General features: G+C 74.8%; 21 protein-coding genes. 12 read left to right on the top strand and 9 right to left on the bottom strand.

Translation table 11 applies throughout. The features are described 5' to 3' along the window. Positions 1 to 8: 8 nt before the first annotated feature. From AB0H75_RS23455 to AB0H75_RS23435, 5 genes are all read right to left on the bottom strand, one after another. A complete protein-coding gene (locus tag AB0H75_RS23455) occupies positions 9 to 2,111 on the bottom strand; it encodes an iron ABC transporter permease (protein ID WP_367799351.1) in 2,103 nt (700 codons plus the stop codon). Continuing rightward, positions 2,108 to 3,088 (bottom strand): ABC transporter substrate-binding protein, encoded by a 981-nt coding sequence (locus AB0H75_RS23450; protein ID WP_367799349.1) that lies wholly within the window; start codon positions 3,086 to 3,088, stop codon positions 2,108 to 2,110. Before AB0H75_RS23450 ends, AB0H75_RS23455 begins: the two co-directional genes overlap by 4 nt. A gap of 11 nt (positions 3,089 to 3,099) precedes the next feature. Beyond that, positions 3,100 to 3,918, bottom strand: a complete 819-nt coding sequence (locus AB0H75_RS23445; RefSeq protein ID WP_367799347.1) for an ABC transporter ATP-binding protein — start codon at positions 3,916 to 3,918, stop codon at positions 3,100 to 3,102. A gap of 71 nt (positions 3,919 to 3,989) precedes the next feature. After that, entirely contained in the window at positions 3,990 to 4,781 is a 792-nt protein-coding gene (locus tag AB0H75_RS23440) for a hypothetical protein (protein WP_367799345.1), read from the bottom strand. Positions 4,782 to 4,848: 67 nt separating this feature from the next. Next, on the bottom strand, positions 4,849 to 5,946 hold the full coding sequence (locus tag AB0H75_RS23435; protein WP_367799343.1) for a hypothetical protein: 1,098 nt from the start codon (positions 5,944 to 5,946) through the stop codon (positions 4,849 to 4,851). A 218-nt stretch (positions 5,947 to 6,164) separates the two neighbouring features. Between AB0H75_RS23435 and AB0H75_RS23430 the strand changes: the two genes are divergently transcribed. From AB0H75_RS23430 to AB0H75_RS23400, 7 genes are all read left to right on the top strand, one after another. Continuing rightward, positions 6,165 to 6,998 carry an NAD(P)H-binding protein gene (locus AB0H75_RS23430; protein ID WP_367799341.1) on the top strand — a complete coding sequence of 278 codons (834 nt, stop codon included), beginning with the start codon at positions 6,165 to 6,167 and terminating at the stop codon, positions 6,996 to 6,998. Between the two features lie 85 nt (positions 6,999 to 7,083). After that, positions 7,084 to 8,211: an ROK family transcriptional regulator gene (locus AB0H75_RS23425; RefSeq protein ID WP_367799340.1), complete on the top strand. Its 1,128-nt coding sequence runs from the start codon at positions 7,084 to 7,086 to the stop codon at positions 8,209 to 8,211. Positions 8,212 to 8,216: 5 nt separating this feature from the next. Beyond that, positions 8,217 to 9,188: a hypothetical protein gene (locus AB0H75_RS23420; protein WP_367799338.1), complete on the top strand. Its 972-nt coding sequence runs from the start codon at positions 8,217 to 8,219 to the stop codon at positions 9,186 to 9,188. Positions 9,189 to 9,262: 74 nt separating this feature from the next. Continuing rightward, positions 9,263 to 11,041, top strand: a complete 1,779-nt coding sequence (locus AB0H75_RS23415) for an ATP-binding protein (protein WP_367799336.1) — start codon at positions 9,263 to 9,265, stop codon at positions 11,039 to 11,041. An 18-nt stretch (positions 11,042 to 11,059) separates the two neighbouring features. Continuing rightward, positions 11,060 to 12,202 carry an exonuclease SbcCD subunit D gene (locus AB0H75_RS23410; RefSeq protein ID WP_367799334.1) on the top strand — a complete coding sequence of 381 codons (1,143 nt, stop codon included), beginning with the start codon at positions 11,060 to 11,062 and terminating at the stop codon, positions 12,200 to 12,202. Continuing rightward, positions 12,202 to 14,808: an AAA family ATPase gene (locus AB0H75_RS23405; RefSeq protein WP_367799332.1), complete on the top strand. Its 2,607-nt coding sequence runs from the start codon at positions 12,202 to 12,204 to the stop codon at positions 14,806 to 14,808. Before AB0H75_RS23410 ends, AB0H75_RS23405 begins: the two co-directional genes overlap by 1 nt. Further along, positions 14,805 to 15,752 (top strand): hypothetical protein, encoded by a 948-nt coding sequence (locus AB0H75_RS23400; protein ID WP_367799330.1) that lies wholly within the window; start codon positions 14,805 to 14,807, stop codon positions 15,750 to 15,752. Before AB0H75_RS23405 ends, AB0H75_RS23400 begins: the two co-directional genes overlap by 4 nt. Here the strand turns inward: AB0H75_RS23400 and AB0H75_RS23395 are convergent. Together AB0H75_RS23395 and AB0H75_RS23390 are read right to left on the bottom strand one after the other, a co-directional pair. Further along, entirely contained in the window at positions 15,723 to 16,943 is a 1,221-nt protein-coding gene (locus tag AB0H75_RS23395; RefSeq protein ID WP_367799328.1) for a sensor histidine kinase, read from the bottom strand. The two genes, AB0H75_RS23400 and AB0H75_RS23395, sit on opposite strands and share 30 nt — an antisense overlap. Next, positions 16,940 to 17,596, bottom strand: coding sequence for a response regulator transcription factor (locus tag AB0H75_RS23390; protein WP_367799326.1), 657 nt, complete (start codon positions 17,594 to 17,596; stop codon positions 16,940 to 16,942). The genes AB0H75_RS23395 and AB0H75_RS23390 overlap by 4 nt, the downstream gene beginning before the upstream one ends. A 177-nt stretch (positions 17,597 to 17,773) precedes the next feature. Here AB0H75_RS23390 and AB0H75_RS23385 point away from each other — a divergent pair, with 177 nt between their 5' ends. The 4 genes from AB0H75_RS23385 to AB0H75_RS23370 are packed head-to-tail and all read left to right on the top strand — an operon-like array spanning position 17,774 to position 21,553. Further along, positions 17,774 to 18,307: a hypothetical protein gene (locus AB0H75_RS23385; protein ID WP_367799324.1), complete on the top strand. Its 534-nt coding sequence runs from the start codon at positions 17,774 to 17,776 to the stop codon at positions 18,305 to 18,307. Continuing rightward, the gene (locus AB0H75_RS23380) at positions 18,304 to 19,545 is read left to right on the top strand and encodes a peptidoglycan-binding protein (RefSeq protein ID WP_367799322.1); all 1,242 of its coding nucleotides are present in this window, start codon (positions 18,304 to 18,306) and stop codon (positions 19,543 to 19,545) included. Before AB0H75_RS23385 ends, AB0H75_RS23380 begins: the two co-directional genes overlap by 4 nt. Beyond that, positions 19,542 to 20,336: an ABC transporter ATP-binding protein gene (locus AB0H75_RS23375; protein WP_367799320.1), complete on the top strand. Its 795-nt coding sequence runs from the start codon at positions 19,542 to 19,544 to the stop codon at positions 20,334 to 20,336. The genes AB0H75_RS23380 and AB0H75_RS23375 overlap by 4 nt, the downstream gene beginning before the upstream one ends. Then, entirely contained in the window at positions 20,333 to 21,553 is a 1,221-nt protein-coding gene (locus tag AB0H75_RS23370; RefSeq protein WP_367799318.1) for an ABC transporter permease, read from the top strand. The genes AB0H75_RS23375 and AB0H75_RS23370 overlap by 4 nt, the downstream gene beginning before the upstream one ends. A gap of 117 nt (positions 21,554 to 21,670) precedes the next feature. Here AB0H75_RS23370 and AB0H75_RS23365 read toward each other — a convergent pair whose 3' ends face one another. Beyond that, positions 21,671 to 22,636 (bottom strand): rod shape-determining protein, encoded by a 966-nt coding sequence (locus AB0H75_RS23365; RefSeq protein WP_367799316.1) that lies wholly within the window; start codon positions 22,634 to 22,636, stop codon positions 21,671 to 21,673. Between the two features lie 84 nt (positions 22,637 to 22,720). Continuing rightward, positions 22,721 to 23,221, bottom strand: coding sequence for a PadR family transcriptional regulator (locus AB0H75_RS23360; protein WP_367799314.1), 501 nt, complete (start codon positions 23,219 to 23,221; stop codon positions 22,721 to 22,723). 55 nt (positions 23,222 to 23,276) lie between these two features. Here AB0H75_RS23360 and AB0H75_RS23355 point away from each other — a divergent pair, with 55 nt between their 5' ends. Further along, a complete protein-coding gene (locus AB0H75_RS23355) occupies positions 23,277 to 24,734 on the top strand; it encodes an MDR family MFS transporter (protein WP_367799312.1) in 1,458 nt (485 codons plus the stop codon). Positions 24,735 to 24,740: the final 6 nt, after the last annotated feature.

Below are 24,740 nucleotides of genomic sequence, written 5' to 3'. Positions count from 1 at the left end.
CCGGCCCCTCACGTGGCGTCGGCCTGGGCGCGGGCCCGCCACAGCAGGAAGACGAAGTACGGCGTGCCGATCAGGGCCGTGACGAGGCCGGCCGGCACCTGCGCCGGGGCGATGACCGTGCGGCCCAGCGTGTCGGCGAGGCTCACCAGCACCGCCCCCAGCAGCGCGGCCACCGGCAGCACGCGTGAGTGCCGCGAGCCGACCAGCGCGCGGGCCGCGTGCGGGGCGATGAGCCCGACGAAGCTGACCACGCCCACCGCCGACACCGCCGTGCCGGTGAGCAGGACGGCGGCGCCCAGCGCCACCAGGCGCACGGGCTCCAGCGGCACGCCCAGGACGCGCGGCGTGTCCTCGTCCAGCGAGAGCAGGTCCAGGTCGCGGCGCAGCCAGGCCAGCAGCGGGACGGCCACCAGCAGCGCCAGCGCCACCGGGACGAGCTGGGCCGGCACCCGGCCGTAGGTGGAGCCGGACAGCCAGGTCAGGGCCATCGCGGTGTTCCACGGATCGACCTTGACGATGATCAGCACGGTGATCGAGGTGCAGGCGGCCTGCATGGCGACGCCGATCAGGACCAGGCGGTCCGAGTGCAGGCCGCCGCGCCAGGACAGCACGTACACCAGGGCGAAGGCGGCCAGCGCGCCCACGCCGGCGGTCGCCGTCATCGCCCAGACGCCGGCCAGCGGCACCACGGTCAGCAGCGTGACCGCCCCCACGCCCGCGCCGGCCGTGACGCCGAGCACGCCGGGCTCGGCCAGCGGGTTGCGGCACACGGCCTGGACGGCGGCGCCCGCGACGGCCAGCGCGGCCCCCGCCAGTACGGCGGCCAGCACCCGGGGCCAGCGCTGGTCGAGCACGAACGTGAGCGCTCGCCCCGAGCGGCCCTGCGACCAGTTGAGCACGTCGCCGGTGAGCAGCCACCGGTCGCCGCCCAGCATGCCCGCGACCAGCGCCCCCGCCAGCAGCACGGCGCCGATCGCCACCACCGCGAGGAAGGCGGCCCGGGTCCGGGTGGCGCCGGTGCGGGCGGCGGGCGGGCGTCGGGTGGGCCCCGCGTCCCGGTAGCGGCGGGCCAGCCAGATCATCACGGCCGCGCCGAGCACCGTGGTGACCACGCCGGGCGGGACCTCGACCCCGGCCTGCCCGCCCAGGACGGCCCGCAGCAGGATGTCCGAGCCGAGCACGATCAGCGCGCCGGCCACCCCGGACAGCGGCAGCAGCGCGCGGTTGCGGTGCAGCCCGGGGACGGACCGGGGCAGCAGCCGTACGATCACCGGCGCGCACAGCCCGACGAACCCGATCGGCCCCGCGATCGTCACGGCGGCGGCGGCCAGCAGCACGGCCAGCAGGGTGAGCCACAGCCGCAGGCGGCGCACGTTCACCCCGAGCACCGCGGCCGTGTCGTCGCCCAGGCCGAGGATGTCCAGCCGCGGCCCGGCCAGCACCGCCGCCACCAGCACGGCCGCGATGAGCGGCCCGAGCTGGGCGACGGCCCCGAAGTCGCTCTGCACGAGCGATCCGCTGCCCCAGGCGAACAGCCCGGTGGTCTCCTCCTCGAACAGGATCATGACGAGGTTGGTGAGCGAGCTCAGCGCCAGCGCGGTGGCGGATCCGGCCAGGATGAGCCGGGTCGTCCCGGTACGCCCGCCCGCCGACAACGCCATCACCAGCCCCGCCGCGCCCAACCCGCCGACCAGCGCGAGCCCGCCCGACACGGGCACCGGCAGCGCCGGCCCGAACGCCGCCGCCGTGGCCACCGCCAGGTACGCCCCGGAGCTGACGGCCAGCGTGTCCGGCGAGGCCATGGGGTTGCGCGCGATCGACTGCAGCAGGGAGCCGGCGACGCCGAGCGCGACGCCCACGGCCAGCCCGGCCAGCAGCCGGGGCAGCCGGGAGGCCAGCAACACGCGGGCGGCCTCGTCGCTGCCGCCGAACGGCAGCGCCAGCAGCTCGAACGCGCCCACCGACGAGGTGCCCTGCGTCACGTGCACGGCCGCGACCAGGACGGTCGCGGCCAGGGCGAGCACGAACACCCCGGCGGTGCCGAGCCGCCGCAGCGGCGTGCCCGGCGGCGCCCCGGCGAGGGACGCGGCCGGGCGTGCCTCGGTGCTCAACCCGCGTACGCCTTCACCAGCGCCTCGGCGTACTGCCGGCACGACAGCGGCCCGCCGAAGGTCCAGATGCCCGGGGGCAGCTTGGTGACCTGCTGCTTCTTGACGAACGGCAGGGACTTCCAGATGGCGTTGGAGGCCAGCCCGTCGGCGAAGACGTCCTCGCCGTCGGAGGCGTTGTAGAAGAAGCGGGTCTCGGGGTCCTTGAGCGCGGTCAGGCCCTCGACGTCGGTGGTGCCGAGGCCCCACTGCTCGTCCACCTTGCCGGTCCAGGCGTTCTTCAGCCCGAGCCGCTCGGCGACGTCGGAGACCAGCGAGCCCTTGCCGAACAGGCGGACCGAGATCGTGCTGCCCTGCTTCCACCCGTCGGCCATGGCGAACGGCTTGCCCGCCGCGCCGGCCGCGGCCAGCTTCTCCTTGCCGTCGGCCAGGGCGGCGTCGAGGTCGGTGAGCAGCTTGGTGGCCTGGTCGGTCCTGCCGACGGCGGTGGCGATCATGGTGAGGTCGTCGCGCAGGCGCTTGAAGTTGTCGGTGCCGTCGCTGCCCTTGGTCACCAGCACCGGCACGAACTTCTCCAGCTGCGCCACCAGCGCCGAGTCCCGCTCGGCCTCCATGACCACCAGGTCGGGCTGGAGCGCGCTGATGGAGTCCACGCTGGGCTCCTGCCGGGTGCCGACGTCCTTGACGGAGGCGTCGAGCTTGGCGGCGGTGTCCCAGACGCCGTAGCCCTTCACGTCGGCCGCGCCGACCGGCATGACGCCGAGGGAGGCCAGCATCTCGGTCTCGGCCCACTCCAGGCTGACGACCTTGGCCGCCGGGCGGTCGAGCGTGACCTGCTTGCCCCGGCTGTCGGTCACGCTGATCCTGGTCGCGGCGGAGGGACTGCCGCTCGGCCCCGCCTCTTCGGTCACGGGGGCCTCGGTCGTCCCGCACGCGGCGAGCAGGACGGTGGAGGCGAGGGCGAGCAGGGTCTTGCGCATGGTCTTTCCTGTCATGTCGTTACGGGGACCGCACGGGTGTGCCGGCCGATCGGCCGGGTGGTCACCGTGCCCGTGCGGGGGTCGTGGGAGACCTCGATGCGGATGCCGTAGGCGTCGCTGAGCAGCTCGGCGGTGAGGACCTCGGCGGGCGGCCCGTCGGCGCGCACCCGCCCGCCGTGCAGGAGCACGACGTGGTCGGCGATCTCGGCGGCCTGGTTGAGGTCGTGCAGCACGACGCCGATGGCGACGCCGTGCTCGTCGGCCAGGTCCCGGACGAGCTCCAGCAGCTCCACCTGGTAACGCAGGTCCAGGAACGTGGTGGGCTCGTCGAGCAGCAGGACGCCGGTGTCCTGGGCCAGGCAGGTGGCCAGCCAGACGCGCTGCAACTCGCCGCCGGACAGCTCGTCCACCGGGCGCTCGGCCATCGGGGCCACGCCGGTGAGCTCCATCGCGCGGAGGATCGCCGCCGTGCCCTCGGGGTCGCCGGCCCGCCAGCGCCGCCGGTAGGGGTGGCGGCCGTACCCGACGACGTCGCGGACCTGCACGCCGCCCGGGGTGGGGCGGCTCTGGGAGAGCAGCGTGACCCGGCGGGCGAAGTCGCGGGCCGTCAGGTCCAGCGTGGGGGTGCCGTCGGCCAGGGTCACGGCGCCGCTGTCGGGGCGGTGCAGCCGGGCCAGCGCGCGCAGCAGGGTGGACTTGCCACTGCCGTTCGGGCCGACCAGGGCGGTGACGCGGCCCGGGCGGAGGGCGATGCGGGCGTCCTGGACCACCTGCTTGCCGTGGTAACTCAGGCACAGCTCCGCGCCGCGGAGGGAGGTCTCCTCGGTCATGGAGATAAGGTTAGGCTAACCTTTGAAGAGGGGGAATACCGGGGGTCCGGAACGGCCGCGCCGACAGACCGTCATGGCTGCGCCGACAGGCCGCGGCGGCGGCGGAGCGCGAAGCCCGCGGCGGAGGCGAGCAGCAGGAAGGACCCGGTCAGGATCAGCGGCCGCCCGTCCGGCCCGGCCTCGCCCCCGCCCCCGGTGGCGACGCCGCCCTCCGGGGTCCTCGTGGGGGTCTCGCTCTCCTCGGGGGTGACCTCGGGGTCCTGCTCCTCGTCCGGCTCGTCGTCGTCGGTCGGGGTCGCGCTGGAAGTGGGGGTGGGGGTGGGGGTCGGACTGGGGCTGGACGACGCGCCGGCGGCGGTGATCTCCAACGGGTGCTCGGTGCGGGCGTTCGTGTTGGTGACCTCGCACTCGATGACCCGCTCCTGCGGACTGGACCCGAAGTTGATGGCGCCGACGTGCACCGTGCCCTTGCCTGTCCCCTGCGGAGTCGTCGTCAGGTTGACCGTCGTCGTGGGGAGGACGATGGGGGCTCCCGCGGTGACGCCAGTGAGCTGGGCGACGCCGGTGGCCGAGGTCAGCTTGTCGATCCTGCTGATGCCCACGTAGGCGTACAGGTTGAGCCCGGCCTCCACGTCCAGCACCGGGGCGATCAGCTGGGTCGAGCCGGAGTAGGAGCCCTTCCACCCGATCGTCAGGTTCTCCTGCACCGTGCCGGTGGGCGGGACGTCCAGCTCGACGCTCACCTTGATGTTCTGCTTCTCGCCGGTGGCGACCGTCGTGCACGTGTAGTCCACCACTTCGGGGGCCGCCGGGGCGTTGGCTAAGACGAGGGCGGCCAAGGGGACGATCAGGTGCGTGCGCACGGTGGCTCCCGGGGGCGGCGAGGAACGAAGACGCTTAAGTTTGCACGATCCAGACGTTCCGGCAAGGTCAGCGGCGGCGCGGCGTGTACGGCGGCAACGCGCCGAAGTCCCGGTCGGCGTCCGGCCACCGGCGGCGCGCCAGCTCGGCCGCCCGGCGGGCCCAGCCGGCCAGCCGGGGCAGGGCCGCGTCGCCGGCGCGGGCGGCGGACTCCAGGGTCGCCACGAGCTGCGCGCGGCTGTCGTCGCCCGGCGGGCGGGCGTCGAGGGCGGGCAGGCGTTCCAGGCGGACGAGGGCGTACCAGAGGCAGGCCGCCGCCAGGCCCAGGCCGTAGCGGCGGTCGTCCTCGGCCTCGGGCACGCCCCGGGCCAGCGCCCCTCGGTACTCGGCGGCGAGCCCGTCGTCCGCGACCCACAACCAGCCGGGGCCGGGGACGTGCAGGCAGACCGCGTCGTGCAGGGCGTGCGTGCAGCCGGCGAACTCGAAGTCGATGAGGCGGGCGTCCGGCTCGCCGACGGCGTGGACGAGCGCGTTGTTGGTCTCCGGGTCGCCGTTGCTCAGCGCCAGGAACGGCCCCGGCTCCAGCAGCTCCGCCACGGCGGCGGCCAGCTCCCGCCCGGCCGGGCCGGTGACCGGCGCGCCGAGGGCGGCGGCCTGCTCCACGCCCCGCCGGTGGTGCTCGGTGAAGTGGCCCGCGCGGTCCTGCTCCGGCGAGACCGGGCCGAGCGCGGCGCGGCGGGCGTAGTAGGCGCCGGCCCGGCCGGCGGTGGCGGCGCCCAGCGTGCCGCGGGCGCGGGCGAAGGCGGCCAGCCGGCCGGCGTGCGCGGCGGCGCCGTCCTCGCGCAGCAGCCGGTCCAGCGGGGTGCGCGGAGCCAGGTCCTCCAGCACGACCAGGCCGCCGTCCAGGTCGGCCGCGAGCACGCGCGGAGCGAGCGCGAGGCCGAGGTCGTCGGCGAGGAAGCGCAGCGCGGCCACCTCGGTACGGGTCCGCCAGCCGCGCGAGCGGGCCCCCAGGACGTGCGGGCGCGTCCACTTGGCGATCACCGGCGTGCCGTCGCCCAGCCGCGCCCGGGCCACGGCCCAGGGCGGCACCGGCTCCCAGCCGGCGACGGCGACGGACAGCAGGGCCTCCACCTCGGCCGGCGAGCCGATCTCCGTTGCGACCATCCGCGCAGCCTAGGGGAATCGGCCCGGAGGAAGGGGGCATTCCCTCCCGATCGGGACGCGTGCGTGCGTGCGGCGGCGGGACGAGCGCGAACGGGAAAGCGCGAACGGGAAGCGCGCGAACGGGAAGCGCGCGAACGGGAAGCGCGCGAACGGGAAGCGCGCGAACGGGAAAGCGTGCCGACGGCCCGGCGCGGCGCCGGGCCTCTACGCTTGGGCTCATGGCCTTCGTCGTGACCACGGGCGCCAGCGGCAAGCTCGGCGGGCGGGTCGCCGCCCGGCTCGCGGCCGCCGGTGCCGAGCAGCGGCTCGTCTCCCGCGACGCCGGGCGTGCCCCCAGGCTGGCCGGCGCGAGCGCCGTGAGCGCCGACTACGGCGACCGCGCGGCGGTGCGGCGCGCCCTCGACGGGGCGGGCACGGTGTTGTTCGTGTCGGCGTCGGAGAGCGCCGACCGCCTCGACCGGCATCGGGCGTTCGTGGACGCGGCCCGCGAGGCCGACGTGTCCCACCTGGTCTACGTCTCCTTCTACGGCGCCTCGCCGGAGGCGACGTTCACACTGGCCCGCGACCATTGGGCGACCGAGGAGCACATCCGCCGCAGCGGTCTGCCGTTCACGTTCCTGCGCGACAACCTCTACGCCGACTTCCTGCCGGGCATGGCGGGCCCCGACGGCGTGATCCGCGGCCCGGCGGGCCGGGGGAGGGTGGCGGCGGTGGCCCAGGACGACATCGCCGACGCGGCCGCCGCCGTGCTGCTCGACCCGGCCGCGCACGAGGGCGCGACCTACGACCTCACCGGGCCCGAGGCCCTGACGCTGGAGGAGGTGGCCGCCGCGCTCACGGCGGCGACCGGCCGCCCGCACGCCTACCACGAGGAGACGGTCGAGGAGGCGTACGCCTCCCGCGCGGCCTACGGCGCGCCGGCCTGGCAGGTGGAGGCGTGGGTCTCCACCTATCTCGCGATCGCGGCCGGCGAGCTGGCCGGCGTGAGCGACGCGATCCCGGCGCTCACCGGCCATCCGGCGACCACGCTGGCGGAGCTGCTGGGCGGTTGAGCGGCCGTTCGGGCGGTTCGCGAGGTGTTGCCCGGCTCGTTGGGGCGCGTTATTTTCTCACCAGTAGTTACTTAAGGGGCGGGGCATGGACGACAGGTACTCGCCGGTCCAGGACGTGCGCCGGCACCACCGCCGGCTCGTGCTGCGCAGCCTGCGCGACGACGGCCCCCAGCCGCGCGCCGACCTCGCCCGGCGCCTCGGCCTGTCCGCCACCACGATGACCAAGGTCGTCGGCCAGCTCCTCGACGAGGGCCTGGTCGCCGAGGGCGCCGTGGAGGGCGCCGGCCAGCGGGTCGGCCGGCCCTCGACCGGCATCGCCATCCGGGCCGACGCCCGGCACGTCATCGGCGTGCGGGTCGGCGCGGGCACGGTCGAGCTGGGGGTGTGCGACCTGCGGGCGCGGGTGCTGGAGAGCGCGTCGTTCGCCTTCGACGCCGCCGACGGCCCCGAGCGGGTGGTCGCGCGCATCGCGGAGGAGGCGTCCAGGCTGGCCGCGGCCGTGCCCTCCGGCCGGCTGCTCGGCGTCGGGGTCGCCGCCCCCGGCCCGGTGGACGCCGCGCACCGCCGCAACGTCCTGTCGGTCAACCTCGGCTGGCGCGACGTGGCCTTCGCCGACCCGCTGGAGGACGCGCTCGGCGTGCCCGCCGTCGTGGACCACAACGTGCGCTCCATGGCACTCGCCGAGAGCCGCTACGGCGCCACCGGCGGCGCCGACCCCCTCCTGTACGTCCACGTCCGCACCGGCGTGGGCGCCGGCCTGGTGATCGGCGGGCAGCCGTTCCGGCCCGGCGCGTACGGGGTCACCGAGCTGGGCCACCTGCGCGTGCTGGAGAAGGGCCGCACCTGCGCGTGCGGCGCGACCGGCTGCCTGGAGACCGTCGTGTCGGAGCCGTACCTGGCCGAGCGCCTGGGCCGGCGCTCGCCCGACCCGCTCGCCGAGCTGGACGACGCGCTCCTCGGCGAGCTGGCCGACCACCTGACCACCGGCCTGGCCAGCGTGGTCAACCTGCTCAACCCCGAGCTGATCCTGCTCGGCGGGATCTTCCGCACCGCCCCGGAGCCGGTGCTCGACCGGGTGCGCGCCGCGCTGCGCGCCAAGGCGTTCCCCGCGCTCCGCGACACGGTCCGGGTGGAGCGCCCCACCCTCGGCGGCGACGCCGGGGTGGTGGGCGGAGCCGCCGTCGCCCTCGATAGTTTTCTGTACGAAAGGTAGGCACTGTGGGTAACCGTGTGTACGCCCCGCTGTCCGCGTTCGACCCGGTGGCAGGCTCCGTCGTGCTGGAGCCGGAGAAGGACGCCGAGGGCTACTGGGCGGGCGCGGCCGGCGTCCTGCACGACGGCGAGCGGTTCTGGCTCACCTACCGGCGGCGCCGGCCGAGGGGCGTGGCGGCCGAGCGCGGCTGGCAGTGCGCGGTGGCCGTCAGCGACGACGGCCTCACCTTCACCGACGTGTGGACCGTCCACAAGGACGAGCTGGGCACCCCGTCCATGGAGCGCTTCTGCCTCGTGCCGGTCAACGGCGGCTACCGGCTCTACCTGTCGTACGTGGACCCCGCCGACAACCGGTGGCGGATCGACGCGCTGACCGCCGAGCACCCCTCGGGCTTCGACGTCACCCGGGCCCGGCCGGTCCTCACCGCCGCCTCGACCGGCACCGAGGGCGTGAAGGACCCGTACGTGATGCGCGCCGGCCCGGTCACGTACCTGTTCGCCAGCTACGCCGCGCCCCTCGACCGCCCCGACCCGCGGGCCCACGCCACCGCCGACATCTACAACGTCGGCGCGACCGTCCACCCGACCGGCCTGGCCACCAGCCTCGACGGCGAGTCGTTCACCTGGCGCGGCGGCGTCCTGCCGGTCGGCACCGGCTGGGACCGCTACCAGGCCAGGCTCAACAGCGTCGTCCCCATCCCCGGCGGCGGCTACGTCGGCTTCTACGACGGCTCGGCCACCCACGCCGAGAACTACGAGGAGCGCTGCGGCGTCGCGATCTCCTCCGACCTGTTCTCCTGGCGCCGGCTGTCGGAGTACGGCCCCTGGGTGACCTCCCCGTACGGCACCGGCTCGGTCCGCTACCTCGACGCGCTCATCCACCACGGCCAGTGGTGGCTCTACTACGAGATGTCGCGCGCGGACGGCGCGCACGAGCTGCGCGTGCAGCGCGTCCCGCTGCCCCGGGGAGCCGAATAGCCGGATGGGCCGGATGTTGTCCGCCCGTCCCACTACGCTCCCAGGGAAGGGTGTTCTTGGGGGCGGAGGGATTGGTGACGGTCAACGGAGCGGCGAGCCGGGACATCGCTGGAGCGGCGGCCGCGGTGCAGGTGACGGGTGAGGTGGTCGGCCGGGTCCTGGGCACGCAGGCGGCCTCGCCGCTGTCGTTCTGGGTGGGCCTGGAGCCGGGCAAGGTGGTCCAGCTCGACGACGTGGTGGTGACCAGGCGGGAGGTGCCGGGCCACGGGCCCGTGCTGGTCGCGGGCGTGGTGACCACCGTGGAGGCCCGGCACGAGGGGGCGGCGTACGACTCCGACGTCTTCCTCATCGCCGACGGCGCGCTGCCGGCCGCCGTGGTCGAGGTGGCCGAGGTGCGGGTGACCCGGGTCGAGCCGGAGGTGTTCGTGCCGCCGCTGCCCGGCTCCCAGGTCTACCTCGCCGGCTCCGGCGACCGCGACCAGGCGCTCTACTTCGACGTCATGGAGCGCCGCATCCCGCTCGGCACCGGCCGCGACGGGCAGCCGCTCTACGTCAACTTCGACTTCCTCGACGGCACCCGGGGCGCCCACGTGTCGATCTCCGGCGTGTCGGGCGTGGCCACCAAGACCTCCTTCGCCACGTTCCTGCTCTACTCGATCTTCAACTCCGGCGTGCTGGACGCCGAGTCCGCCAACACCAAGGCGCTGATCTTCTCCGTCAAGGGCGAGGACCTCCTCTTCCTCGACCACGACAACACCCGGCTCGACCAGCGCGCCCGCGACTCCTACGCCCGCCTCGGCCTGCCCGCGCGGGCCTTCGGCAGCGTCCACGTCTTCGCTCCGCCGCGCCCCAACGACCCCAACGGCGTCCCCCACGTCTCGGCCCGCACCCAGGGCGTCAGCGCCTTCTACTGGACGCTGGTCGAGTTCTGCCAGGAGGAGCTGCTGCGCTTCGTCTTCGCCGACGCCGACGATGAGCGGGCCGGCTACTCCCTGCTCGTCGGGCAGGTCGCGGCCCGGCTGAAGTCGTGGGCCGAGCCGGTCGGCGACGGCGGCGCGGTCCGCGTCCAGGGCACGACCTGCCGCACGTTCGCCGACCTGGTGGAGCTGCTGTCCGACCAGCTCCAGGAGGAGGACAGCCGCCGCGACTGGACCGGCGCGCAGACCCCGCTCGGCACCGTCAACGCCTTCCTGCGGCGGCTGCGCAGCGCCGTGCGCCCGCTGTCCCCGATCGTCCGCGGCGACCTGCCCTTCTACCGCAGCCACTCGGTCGGCACCTCCGATGCCCAGGTCTCCATCGTCGACCTGCACAACCTGCCCGAGCGGGCCCAGCGGTTCGTGGTGGGCGTGGTGCTGCGCGGTGAGTTCCACCGCAAGGAGTCCTCCGGCAGCGCCAAGCCGCTGCTGTTCGTGGTGCTGGACGAACTGAACAAGTACGCGCCGCGCGAGGGCGACTCCCCGATCAAGGAGATCCTGCTGGACGTGGCCGAGCGGGGCCGCTCGCTCGGCGTCATCCTCATCGGCGCCCAGCAGACCGCCTCCGAGGTGGAGCGGCGCATCGTCTCCAACAGCGCCGTCCGGGTCGCCGGCCGCCTCGACCCGGCCGAGGCCGCCAGGTCCGAGTACGGCTGGATGCCGCCGGCCGTGCGCGAGCGCGCCACGATCGCCAAGCCGGGCACCATGTTCGTGGCCCAGCCGGAGATCCCGGTGCCGCTGGCCGTGGCCTTCCCGTTCCCGGCGTGGGCCACCCGGCCCTCCGAGGCGGCGCCGTTGTCGGTCGCCCCGCATAAAGTGAGCGCCGATCCGTTCCAGGGGCTCCCGTCCGCTCCCGAGGACGACATCCCGCCCTTCTGACGACCCACAGGTGGTTTCGTGAAGATCCTGCACACCGCGGACTGGCACGTGGGCAAGGTGCTCAAGGGCCGGCCCCGCCTCGACGAGCACCGGGAGGTGCTGCGCGAGCTGGTCGCCGCCGCCCGCACCCACGACGTGGACGCCGTCATCGTGGCCGGCGACCTGTTCGACACCTCCGCGCCCACGCCCGAGGCGCAGTCGCTGGTGCTCAACGCGCTCATGGCGCTGCGCGGCGAGCACCGCGACGTGATCGTGCTGGCCGGCAACCACGACAACCCCCAGTTGCTGGAGGTCTACCGGCCGGTGCTGGGCAAGCTCGGCATGCACGTGGTCGGCGTCTTCCGCCGTCCCGACGCGGGCGGCACGCTGGCCTTCACCGCGCGCACGGGCGAGCCGGTGCGCCTGGCGGTGCTGCCGTTCCTGTCGCACCGCTACGTCGTCCGCGCCGCCGAGGTGCTGACCGGCACCCCCGCCGAGCACAACCGCGACTACGCCTCCCGCGTCGGCGAGCTGCTGGGCGCGCTCACCGCCGGCTTCCACGGCGACACGGTCAACCTCGTCACCACGCACGGCACCCTGCCGGGCGGCGCGTTCGGCGGCGGCGAGCGCGAGGCCCAGTCGATCTTCTCCTACTACTTCGAGCCCACCGCCTTCCCGCCCACCACCCAGTACGCCGCACTCGGCCACCTGCACCGCCGCCAGCAGATCCCCGGCCCCTGCCCGATCTGGTACAGCGGCTCGCCGCTCAACGTCGACTTCGGCGAGGAGGGCAACACCCCGGGCGCGCTGCTCGTCGAGGTCTCGCCCGGCCGGCCCGCCGTGGTGCGCGAGCTGACCTTCACCTCCGCCCGCCGTCTGCGCACCGTGCGCGGCACGCTGGAGCAGCTTGAGGGCATCGACCCCGGCGACGACTGGCTCAAGGTCGTGGTCGAGGAGAAACCCCGCGTCGGGCTCGCCGACGACGTGCGCGAGCTGCTGTCCGGCGCCGCCGTCGACGTCTCGCTGGACGAGAAGTTCCGCCCCGTGCCCGCCACCCGCCGGGCCAGCTCCGCCGGCCGCAGCCCGCGCGAGCTGTTCCGCGACTACCTCGCCGCCACCGGGCGCCACGACGACCAGGTGGCCGCCCTGTTCGACCGGCTCTACGACGAGGTGACCGGCTGATGCGTCCCTTGCTGCTCCACCTCGACCACTTCGGCAGCTTCCGCGAGCCGGTGATCGTCGACTTCTCCGACACCGAATACTTCGCGCTGGTCGGCCCGACCGGCGCGGGCAAGAGCACGATCATCGACGCCGTCTGCTTCGCCCTCTACGGCACCGTGCCGCGCTGGGGCCGCGAGGGCGCGGTCGCGCACGCCCTCGCGCCGTCCGTCAACGCCGGCAAGGTCGCGATGGTGTTCGACAGCGACGGCCGCCGCTACGGCGTGGTCCGCGCGATGGTCCGCGACGCCAAGGGCGCGGTCCGCACCAAGGAGGCCAGGCTCGACGAGCTGGACCCGGCCGCGCCGCTGGAGCAGGCGTTCGAGGCCGTGCTCAAGCCGCTGGCCGAGGGCGAGGGCGTCACTCCGGAGGCGCAGCGGGTCACCGGGCTGGAATACCGCTTCTTCACCCAGTGCGTGGTGCTGCCGCAGGGCCGCTTCGCCGAGTTCCTGCACGCCGCCCCGCGCGAGCGGCAGGACCTCCTGGTGCAGCTCCTCGACGCCGACGTCTACGAGCTGATCAGGCAGCGCGCGGCCCGCGAGGAGGAGAGCTCCAGGCAGGAGGCGTCCTTCGCCCGCGACCAGCTCGCCAAGCTGACCGGCGCGACCGAGGAGGCCGAGCGCGAGCTGGCCGAGCGGCTGGCGGCGCTGCGCCGGCTGTCGGAGGCCATCGGCTCCGACCTCGACCTGCTGCGCGCCCGCGAGGCCGACATCCGCCGCGCCGAGCAGGAGCGCGCCGCCGTCGCCGAGCGGCAGGCGGTGCTGGCCAGGCTGGCCATGCCGGAGGCCGTCCCCACCCTGGCCGCGGCCCGCCGCGCCGCCGCCGCGGCCGTCGAGCGGCTGGCCGGCGAGGTCGCCACGCTGGAGGCCGACGAGCACGAGGCGTTCGAGGCGCTGGCCGCGCTGGGCGACCGCGGCGCGCCCCGGGCCGCGCTGGCCGCGCTCGACGCCCGCGAGCGCCTGGCCGCCGACGCCGCCCGCACCCGCGGCGAGTCCGCCGAGGCGGCCGCGGCGCTGGAGGGCCTGGCCGCCGCGGCCGCCGCCGCGGAGCAGGCCGTCGCCCAGGTCGAGGAGCGGCGCGAGCGCCTGCGTGACGCGCACGCCGCCGCCCACCTGGTGCACCGGCTGGCCGTCGGCGAGCCGTGCCCGGTCTGCCACCATCCGGTCACCGAGCTGCCGCTCCACCAGTCGCCCGCCGACATGCGCACCGCCGACCGCGCCCTCGCCCAGGCCCGCGAGCGGGCCCAGCGCGCCCGGGCCGCCCACGCCAAGGCCGAGACGTCGGCGTCCATGCTGGCCCGGCAGGCCGAGCGGCTGGAGGCCGAGCTGGCGGGGCTGCCCGCCCCCGGCGACCGCGCCGAGCTGGAGGCCCGGCTGGCCGCCATCGCCAAGGCCGACTCGGTGGCGGGGGAGGCCCGCGCCGCCGTCCGCGCGGCCCGCGGCCGGCTGCAACGCGCCCGCGACCACGCCGAGCAGGTCGAGCGCCAGGAGGCGTCGGCGTGGCAGGCCCTGGAGTCCGCCCGCGACCGGCTGCTCGTCTCCGGCGGCCGGCTCGTCACCGACGGGCGGCTCGTCGCCGACGGGCGCTCCGGTCCCGACGGGTCGTTCGGTCCCGACGGGCGCTCCGGTTCCGACGGGTCGTCCGGTTCCGACGGGTCGTCCGGTTCCGACGGGTCGTCCGGTTCCGACGGGTCGTCCGGTTCCGACGGGCGCTCCGGCGCCGGAAGGCCGGACGACGCGCCGCCGCCCCTCGTCCGCGACGACCTGCACCGCGCCTGGAGCGAGCTGCTGAGCTGGCGCGACCGGGCCGCGGACGCCGCCCGCGCCGTGCTCGCCGCGTGCGAGGAACGGCTGGCCGAGGCCCGCGACCGGCTCGCCGCCGACCGCCGCAGGCTGGCCGAGCGCCTGGCCGAGCACGGCGTCACCCCGCCGCGCGACGCCTCGCCCGACCAGCTCGGCGCCGCCGTCGCCGGCACGCTGGCCCGCGCCGAGGGCGCCCTCGACCGGCTCAAGGAGGAGCGCCGCCGCGCCGCCGACCTGGAGAACCGCGCCGCGATGAAGGAGCACGAGGCCAAGGTCGCCCACGAGCTGGCGCTGCGGCTGCGCGCCAACGCCTTCGAGCGCTGGTTGTGCGCCGAGGCCCTGGCCGTGCTGGTCGCCTCGGCCTCCGAGACGCTGCGCGAGCTGTCCGACGGCCAGTACGAGCTGGCCCTCGCCGACAAGACCGGCGACATCGAGGTCATCGACCACGGCGAGGCCGGGATGCGGCGCAGCGCCCGCACCCTGTCCGGCGGCGAGACCTTCCAGGCCGCCCTGGCCCTGGCCCTGGCGCTGTCCGGGGCCGTCGCCAGGAGCCTGGACTCGATCTTCCTGGACGAGGGCTTCGGCACCCTCGACCCGGCCACCCTCGACACCGTCGCCACCACGCTCGAACGCCTCGCCGCCGGCCAGGACCGCATGATCGGCGTCGTCACCCACGTGCCCGCGCTGGCCGAGCGGGTACCGGTGCGCTTCGAGGTGCGGCGCGACGGCAAGGGCTCCCACGTCCACAAGACCGGGATCGCCCTGTGAGCGGCTTCACCATCGACCCTTGGGACCCTGGTTACGCCGCCGCGCTCGCCGTCGAGAACGCCGCCGAGCTGGGCGCCACCAGCGCCGAGCTGGTGCTCGACATCGAGCGCCCGCCGGCCGCCTGGCGGCCGCTCACTCCCGCGCCCGGCACCGCCCTGCCCGGCACGCTGCTGGTCGCCGACGGGGTGCGGCGCGTGGACGCGCGCGTCTGGGTGCACGACCCCGACACGCCCATGCCGGTGCCGGGCATCGCCGCCTCCTACGCGGCCGGCATCGTCCGGTGCGGCCCCGAGGGCGCCGAGCCGGCCGAGATCGAGGTCTGCCGGACGCTCATCTCCGCCTCGCCGCACACGCCCGAGGTCAAGACCCCGCACGCCACCTACCACCCCAGCAAGGCCGCCGACGCCAGCTTCGAGGAGCTGTCCCTGGCGTTGCAGCGGCAGGTCACCCAGCTGGAGGTGGACCTGGCGGTGCGCCACCGCACCAAGAGCGACGACCTGCTGCTGGTGGACGGGCCGCTGCGGGGCCGCAGCCACCTGCCGCGCACGGTCGGCTACATCAAGACCCACCACACGGCCTACCTGCCGCCGCCGCAGTCCGCCGTGGTGGGGGAGCTCGCGCCGGGGCAGCGCACGCCGGTGTTCCTCATGGGCACGAGCTGGCGGCGGCACGCCTGGTACGTCCGGCTGCCGGTGCAGTCGCCCGCCCCGTGGGCGGGGGTGGCCCGCTGCGAGGCCAGCGCCGAGCTGGAGCCCGCCCAGGTCGTGCAGCTCGCCGACGCGCTGACCCTGGCGCTGCCGCCGCTGGCAGGCGTCGACTACAAGGACCCGCGCGCGCCCCAGAACCTCGTCCCTATCGGCGGCCTGGAGAAGCTCCTGCGCCATCACCTGGGCGACGCCCGGCTGCTCTACCGGTCACTGCGCACCGCCGCCCAGGGCGGCTGAGCGGGGGAGGGAGGCGGTGACCACGAGGCCGCCGCCGTCGCGGGGGTGGGCCCGCACGTCGCCGCCGTGCGCCAGGGCGATCGAGCGCACGATCGACAGCCCGAGCCCCGCGCCGGGCGCGGTGACCACCCGCTCGTCCCCGAGCCGGTGGAAGGGCTTGAACAGCAGCGGGACGTCGTACGGCGGCACGTCGGGCCCGGTGTTGCTCACCTCCACCTCGACCCGCCCGTCCCCCGCGGCACGGCTCACCACCCGCACCCACCCGCTCCCGTCGTCCACGTTGTAGCGCAGGCCGTTCTCGACCAGGTTGTGCACCAGCCGTTCGAGCAGCAGCGCGTCGCCGGTGGTGGGGGCGGGGGCGGTGACCTCGTACACGGTGACCTTGGCCGCGGTGGCCTCGTCGGCGCTCTGCCGCACCACGTGCGTCACCACGTCGGCCAGGTCCACCGGCGACCGCTCGGCGATCTCCCGCTCCGACCTGGCCAGCAGCAGCAGGCCCGAGATGAGCCGTTCGTGCCGGGTGTTGATCTCCAGCAGGCTCTCGCCCAGCTCCTTGACGTCCGGCGAGGCGGTACGGCGGTGCATGGCCAGCTCGACCAGCGCCCGGTTCAGGGTCAGCGGCGTGCGCAGCTCGTGGGAGGCGTTGGCGACGAACCGGCGCTGCCCGTCGAAGGAGTGGTCCAGCCGCTCCACCATGGTGTCGAAGGTGTCGGCGAGCTGCTTGACCTCGTCCTGCGGCCCCTCCAGCGCGATGCGCTCGTGCAGCCCGCGCTCGGCCATCGGCGCGGCGGCGATCCTGCGGGCGGTGTCGGTGACCCGGTGCAGCGGCGCCAGCACCCGCCCGGCGACGACCCAGCCGAGCGCGACCGCCGTGCCGCCGACCGCGACCAGCGCGACGGCGCCCTGCGCGAGCAGCGAGGTGAGGGCGGCGCCGCGCAGTTTCAGCTCCTGCTGCCGCAGCCACTCGACGGCCGTGTCGCCGGTGAGCCGGACGTCGTCCTGGATGATGATCATCTGCTTGTGCCGCCCGGGCGGCGCCGTCACGATCCGGTTCTCGAACGACCGCGCCACCTGCTGGTCGAACAGCAGGTACGTGACGCCGAGCAGGGCCAGCCCCGCCACCAGGAAGAGCGCGCCGTAGACGAGGGTGAGCCGCAGCCGCAGGGTTCGCGGCGCCCGGAAGAGCCTCATGCGATGCGGTACCCCACTCCCGGCACGGTCTCGACGACCGGCGGGTCGGCGAGCTTGCGGCGCAGCTTGAGCACGGTGAGCCGGACCGCCCCGGTGAACGGGTCGGCGTGCTCGTCCCACGCCTTCTCCAGCAGCTGCTCGGCCGAGACCACGGCGCCCTGCGCCCGCATCAGCTCCGCCAGCACCGCGAACTCCTTCTTCGACAGCGGCACGAACCGCCCGTCCCTGAACACCTCCCGGCGCGACGGGTCCAGCGTGATCCCGGCCCGCCGCAGCACGGGCGGCACGGCGGGCCGCGAGCGCCGCCCCAGCGCCAGCACCCGCGCCGCCAGCTCCGGGAACGCGAACGGCTTGGTCAGGTAGTCGTCGGCCCCGAGGGACAGCCCCGTCACCCGGTCGTCGAGCTGCGCCGCGGCGGTCAGCATGAGCACCCGCGCCTCGGACTCGGAGGCCACCAGCTCCTTGCACACGTCGTCACCGTGCACGCGCGGCAGGTCGCGATCCAGCACGACGACGTCGTAGTCGTTCACCGCGATGCGTTCGAGCGCCGCGGCGCCGTCGTGCGCCAGGTCGACCGCGTGGGTCTCCTCCCGCAGCCATTCCGCGATCGCATCGGCGAGCATGCGCTCGTCCTCCACCACCAGCACCCGCATGGCGTATCTCAGACCCCTTTCGTCGGCTCGCGAAGCCGAGTGTGACGCAGACGGCGTTCGGCCAGAGTAAACGGAGGAACGCCTGACCCGTGGAAACGCCGGGGAAACACCGTCGCCTGTTGCATCTCACTCCGAAGACCCGAACGAAGACCCGAACGTTTCAAAGGGGGATCACCCATGCGAGGACGAGTCCTCAGCGCGGCGGCCGCGCTCGCGCTGCTCCTGTCCGGCTGCGGCGCAGGTGACGGCGGCGGCGCCGGCGTGGCGTCGGTCGCCGGCACCGGCAACGGCACCGGTGGCCAGTCCGCGAGCGCCGGCCCGGCGCAGAGCGAGGATCCGCAGGCCATGGCGCTCAAGTACGCCCAGTGCATGCGCGAGAACGGCATCGACATGCCCGACCCCGAGCCGGGCGGCAAGGTCACGCTCAAGATCGGCCCCGGCACGCAGAAGGAGAAGATGGACCAGGCGCAGGCGGCCTGCAAGCAGTGGGCGCCGAGCGGCCAGAAGGGCAGCGGCGGCGACCCCAAGCGCGAGGAGACGATGCGCAAGGCCGCGCAGTGCATGCGGGACAACGGCGTCGAGAAGTTCCCGGACCCCGACGGCAACATGGTGCGCATCAACCGCGACGTCGCCGAGGACCCCGACTTCAAGTCCGCCCAGGAGAAGTGCCAGAAGGAGATGGCCGACGCCGGCATGGGGGGCCTGGGATGAGCACGGCCACCCTCGACGGCAGGGACGGCGCCGGCCACGACGGGGACGGCCACGACGGCGCCGGCAGGGACGGTGCCGGCCACGACGGGGCCGGCAGGGACGGCGCCGGCAGGGACGGCGGCGACGGGCGGGCCGGGCCGCAGCCCGTGCCGCCCCGCCCGCGCCGCCGCCGCGGCCGGCGCAGGGTGGTCACCGGGCTGCTGGCCGTGCTGGCCGCCGCGGGCGGCGGGTTCGTGGCGATCAACAGCGCGGGCCTGCTGGAGGGCGCGGCCGGCCCCACCCGCCCGGCCGCGGTCCTGCCCCCGGCCACCACCACGGTGACCAGGCAGACCCTGAACGACACCGTGGACGCCGACGGCGAGCTCGGCTACGGCCCGGTCACCGGCGCCGTGACCAGGAGGGCCGGCACGATCACCTGGCTGCCGGACAGCGGTCGCCAGATCACCCGCGGCCGCTCGCTCTACCGCGTGGACGACCAGCCGGTGACCCTCATGTACGGCGGCACGCCCGCCTACCGCGACCTGCGGCCCGGCATGGAGGGCGACGACGTGGAGAGCCTGGAGCGCAACCTGCGCGCGCTCGGCTACGACGGCTTCACCGTGGACGACGAGTACACCTACGACACGGCCGAGGCCGTCAGGGAGTGGCAGGAGGACCGTGGCCTGGAGGAGACCGGCGTGGTCGAGCTGGGCCGGGTCGTCTTCGCCCCCGGCAAGGTGCGGGTGGAGAGCCTGGAGACCGAGGAGGGCCGGCCGGCCCGGCCGGGGGAGAAGGTGCTGAGCTACACCGGTACGGCCAAGGTCGTCACCGCCGAGCTGGCGGCCGAGGACCAGCGGATGGCCAAGAAGGGCGCCAAGGTGCGGGTCACGCTGCCGGACGGCACGAGCGTGCGGGGCAAGGTGACCGAGGTCGCCACGGTGATCGAGCCGGGCGAGGGCCAGAACGCCGACCCCGAGACCCGGGTCGAGGCCCTGATCGCGATCGGCTCGGCCAAGTCCGCCAAGGGTCTGGACAAGGCCGCCGTGGACGTGACGTTCACCGCCTCGCGGCGCGAGAACGTGCTCACCGTCCCGGTCGCGGCGCTGGTCGCGCTGAAGGAGGGCGGGTTCGGGCTGCAGGTCGTCGAGGGCGGCGCCTCCCGGTACGTCGCCGTCGAGACCGGGCTGTTCTCCGGGGGCCGGGTCGAGGTCAAGGGCGAGGGGCTGCGCGAGGGCATGACCGTGGGGATGCCGCGATGACGTACCCGATGATCGCCCTGACGGACGTGTCACGTGCCTACCCCGGCGGGGTGGCGGCGCTGAGCTCGGTGTCGCTGCGTATCGGCCACGGCGAGCTGGTCGCCGTCGTCGGCCCGTCGGGGTCGGGGAAGTCCACGATGCTGAACCTCATCGGCACCCTCGACCGGCCGACCTCCGGCACCATCCACATCGACGGTTACGACGTGTCGAAGCTGTCCGACGGGCAGCTCTCGGCGCTGCGCGCCACCACGATCGGCTTCGTCTTCCAGCACTTCCACCTGGCCGCGCGGGTCCCGGCGCTGGACAACGTGGCCGACGGGCTGATCTACACCGGCCTGAGCCGGTCCGGGCGCCGCCGCCGCGCCGCGGCCGCCCTCGAACGCGTCGGGCTGGGCCACCGCCTGGACCACGAGCCGCACGAGCTGTCCGGCGGCGAGCGCCAGCGGGTCGCCATCGCCAGGGCCGTGGCCGGCGAGCCGCCGCTGCTGCTGGCCGACGAGCCGACCGGGGCGCTGGACTCGGTGTCGGGCGCGGGCGTGATGGAGCTGCTGCGCGAGCTCAACGCGGCGGGCACCACCATCGTGATCATCACCCACGACCGCGAGATCGCCGCCGGGCTGCCCCGCCAGGTCACCATGCGCGACGGCCGGATCGTCACCGACTCCGCCGATCCCGCCGCCGGCCCCGCTGCCGGCCCCGCTGCCGATCCCGCTGCCGATCCCGCTGCCGATCCCGCCGCCGCCGTCCCGGGCGGCTCCGCGATGGCCGAGTCCGGGCAGGTGGGACGATGACCGTCATCGAGGTGGAACGTCCCAAGCTGTCCCCGGCCAGGATGCGCCCGGCCGACATCATGCGCGTCGGCGCGGTCGGCCTGCGTACCCGCCCGCTGCGGGCGTTCCTGTCCGCGCTGGGCATCGCCATCGGCATCGCGGCCATGGTCGGCGTGGTCGGGCTCTCGTCGTCCTCGGGGGCGGAGCTCGACCGCACCCTGTCCGCCCTCGGCACGAACCTGCTCACCATCTCCTCCGGCACCACCCTGATGGGCGAGGAGGCGCAGCTCCCGGCGGAGTCCGAGGCGATGATCGAGCGCATCGGCCCGGTGCAGGCGGCCTCGTCCATCGGCAAGATCCCCGAGGCGAAGGTGTACCGCTCGGAGCGGATCCCCGAGGCCCAGACCGGCGGCATCACCGCCTACGCCGCCCGTCTCGACCTGCCCGCCACCATCGGCGCGACCCTGCGCGACGGCGGCTGGCTCAACCAGGCCACCGAGCGCTACCCGGCCGCCGTGCTGGGCTCGTCCGCCGCGCGGCGGCTCGGCATCGGCGCGGCGGGACCGGACACGCAGGTCGTGGTCGGCGGCGTCCGCTTCACCGTGATCGGCGTGCTGAACCCGGTGGCGCTCGCCACCGAGCTGGACAGCGGCGTGCTGGTCGGCTGGCCGGTCGCCGAGGAGCGGCTGGGCTTCGACGGCCATCCCACGACGCTCTACACCCGCTCGGAGGAGTCCCAGCTGGAGAGCGTGCGCGAGGTCCTGGCCGCCACGGCCAACCCGGAGGCGCCGAACGAGGTGGACGTCTCCCGCCCGTCCGACGCGCTGGCCGCCAAGCAGGCGACCAGTCAGGCGTTCGCGAACCTGCTGCTGGGCGTGGGCGCGGTGGCGCTGCTCGTGGGCGGGGTCGGCGTGGCCAACACGATGGTGATCTCGGTGCTGGAGCGCCGGTCCGAGATCGGCCTGCGCCGCTCGCTGGGTGCGACCCGGGGGCAGATCCGCACCCAGTTCCTGGCCGAGTCGCTGCTGCTGTCCGCGATGGGCGGGGCCGGTGGCGTCCTGCTGGGCACGGCGGTGACGATGGGCTACGCGCTCTACAGCGGCTGGCCTTCGGTGGTGCCGGTCTGGGCGACGGGGGGCGGGCTCGCGGCGACGCTCGCCATCGGCGCGGTGGCGGGGCTCTACCCGGCCGTACGGGCCTCGCGCCTGTCCCCGACGGAAGCCCTCTCGGCCCCGTGACCGCCGGTCTCCGGCCCGGCGGCCGCGTAGCAGGTCGTCCTGCCGGTTACCGGCGGCCGTCGCGGCCTACAGGGCAAACGCCGCAAGAGAGTGCGAGTACTGGCGAAGCCGGGCACGTCAGGGAGCCACGGCCTTGAGCCGGTTGACCAGGTCCTGGTCCTCCACGCAGCGGCCCAGCCCGAGCGCCACGGACTCGACGGGCCGCTCCGCCCGCCGCACCGGCATGCGCAGCGCGACACGCAGCCACCGGTCCAGGCCGCGCAGCAGCGCGCCGCCGCCCACCAGCACCGCCCCGCGCTCGCCGAGGTCGGCGACCAGCTCGGGCGGGCAGCGCTCGACGGTGTCCACGGCCGCCTGCGCGATGGTCTCCACCGGCTGCCTGGTCGCCTCGCGGACGAGCCGCACGGGCAGCGAGGCGGCGCGCTCCCGTCCGGTCTCCGCGTCCCGTCCCCGGACGAGCACCTGCCGGTCCGGCGGACCGTGCTCGCGTTTCACGGCCTCCACCTCGTCCTCGTCGAGGAGCAGGCCGTGCTCGCGCTCCACCAGGCGGGCGACGGCGAGGGTGAGGGCCCGGCCGCCGACCGGGACCGTGCCCGCGGCCACCACCGCCCCGTGGGACAGGACGGCGACCCGCGCCGCGTCCCGCCCGATGTCGATGACCATCCACCCGGCGCCGTCGCCGACCGGCACGCCCGCGCCGAGCGCCGCCGCCAGCCCGTGCGGGACCAGCAGGAGGCCGCGGGCCTCGGCCTCGTACGCCACCTCCCGCAGCGCCGCCCGGTCGATCGCCGTGGCGTGCTCGGGCACCGCCATGACCAGGCGCGGCCGGGCGAAGGGCCGGCGGTGCACCCGGCGCAGGAAGTGGCGGACCAGCAGCCGGGTCAGCTCGTCGTCGGCCGGCAGCCCGCCGCTGACGGGCCGGCACGTCTCGTGGCCGTCGTCGCCGGTCTCGGCGCCGTAGCTCACGATCCTGCCCGTCCTGGCGTCGCGGACGACGGCCGAGGGCTCGTCCAGGACGATGCCCCTGCGCCTGGCGTAGATCCGGGTACGTGCCGCCCCCAGGTCCACGCCGAGCAGGCTCATGGCTGTCCAGGGGATATGTCCATCATGTCGGATTCCTTTTCCGGAGGAACCCCAACGCAACACCAGGAACGGAACGGTCTCCCTTTACCCGCCCGCGCCCTTCAGCTCCGCCAGGGTCTCCTCGGCCCACCGGATGCTGGCCCGCACCTGCGCCAGGCCCAGCTTCAGCGCGTGCGAGCCGATCCCGCCGCTGGGCTGGCACTGCAACGTCGCCAGCCGCGCCTCGAAACCGGCCTTCATCCGCTCGACCACCGCGATCGCGTCGTCGCGGTCGAGCAGCGGCAGCAGGAACGCCTGGAGCGCGACCTCGTTGCGCACCACGACCGCGGGCGCGTGCTCGGTCATCCACTCGTGGAGCCGCCGCCTGCCCTCCGGCGTGATCGTGTAGGTCTTGCGGCCCCTGACGCCCTCGGAGCCGGCGTCCACCAGGCCGTCGGCGGCCATCTTCAGCAGCTCCGGATAGATCTGCGTGTGCCCGGCCTGCCAGACGTGGTTGAGCGACAGCTCGAACTTCTTCGCCAGGTCGTAGCCGCTCGCGGGCCCCACGGCCGAGAGCAGCCCCAGGAGCGCGATCCGCAGGGACATGGTTTCAGCATAGCGAAGACTTGACATGTAAGCTCTTACATATCAGTCTTCACATGTGAATAATGACACGAAGACGGAGCCGGGTGTCGCGGTCCTGGTGGCCGCGCTGGGCGGCATGTTCCTGGCGATGCTCGACCAGACGATCGTCGGCACCGCGCTGCCGCGCATCGTCGCCGAGCTGGGCGGCGGCGAGCTGTACACCTGGGTCGTCACCGCCTACCTGCTCACCTCGACGGTGACTGTGCCGCTCTACGGCCGGCTGTCCGACCAGCACGGCAGGAAACCCCTGCTGCTGATCGGGATGGTGGTGTTCGTCGTGGGCTCGGCCCTGTGCGGCGTGGCCCAGGACATGGTGCAGCTCATCGCCTTCCGGGCGTTGCAGGGGCTGGGCGCGGGCGCGTTGCTGCCGCTGTCGCTCGCGCTGGTGATGGAGATGTTCCCGCCGGGCAGCCCGCGGGGTGCCCGCACCCAGGGCGCGCTCGGCGGCGTGATGGGGCTGACGTACCTGGCGGGGCCGTTCCTCGGCGGCCTGTTCACCGACCACGCGAGCTGGCGCTGGGCCTTCTACGTCAACGTGCCGCTCGGCGCGCTGGTGATCGCGGTCGTCGCGCTGCGCCTGCCGCGCCGGGCGGGCACCGGCGGCGGCGGGCGCCCCGACTACGCGGGCATCGCGGTCTTCACGGTGGCCATCACCGCGCTGCTGCTGGGGCTGACGGAGAAGGGGCTGGACGGCCACACGTGGGTGGACCTGCCCGTGGCGGGGCCGATCCTGCTGGCGCTGGCGGCACTGGTGGTGTTCGTGGTGGTGGAGCGGCGGGCGGCCAACCCGATCATGCCGATGCACCTGTTCGGCGTGCGTACGTACACGCTGGTCAACGTGACCTCGTTCTGCACGGCCTTCTGCATGTACGCCGGCGTCGTCTTCCTGCCGCGCTACTTCCAGGAGGCGCTGGGCGCCGACGCGACCGAGTCGGGCCTGCGGATCTACCCGATGATGCTGGCCATGGTCGCGGGCAGCGCCATCATGGGCTCGCTCATGTCCAGGACCAGGGTCTACAAGCCGTGGCTGGTGGCCGCCCCGTTCCTGCTCGTGGCCGGCACGCTGCTGTGCCTCGGCCTCACCGCGCACACCGGCGGCCTGGCGCTGGCGGTGTGGATGGCGCTGATCGGGCTGGGCATGGGGCCGATGTTGTCGGGGCTGACCGTGGCCGTCCAGCAGTCGGTACCGCCCGCCTACATCGGCACGGCCTCGGCCAACCTCACCTTCTTCCGCCAGATCGGCGGCTCGGTGGCGCTGGCCGTCGGCGGCACCCTCTACACCTCGACGCTGGCCGAGCAGGCGCCGCTGCACGGCCTGCCCGCCGCGCACGCCGCCGCCTCGGCCGCGGTCATCCCGTCGCTGGGCGTGGCGGGCGCGCTGGTCGCCCTCGTGGCGCTGATCGCCATGCCCGGCAGGCGGCTGGAGGTGCCGGCCGTTCAGCAGAGCAAGGTTGAGGCCAGTTTCGCGTCGTAAGGAGCA

Source organism: Nonomuraea sp. NPDC050783 (genome assembly GCF_040802095.1).
In the GTDB taxonomy this organism is placed as follows: domain Bacteria; phylum Actinomycetota; class Actinomycetes; order Streptosporangiales; family Streptosporangiaceae; genus Nonomuraea.
The sequence above is the reverse complement of the archived record's forward strand: the minus strand, read 5'-3'. Positions and strand labels throughout refer to the sequence as shown.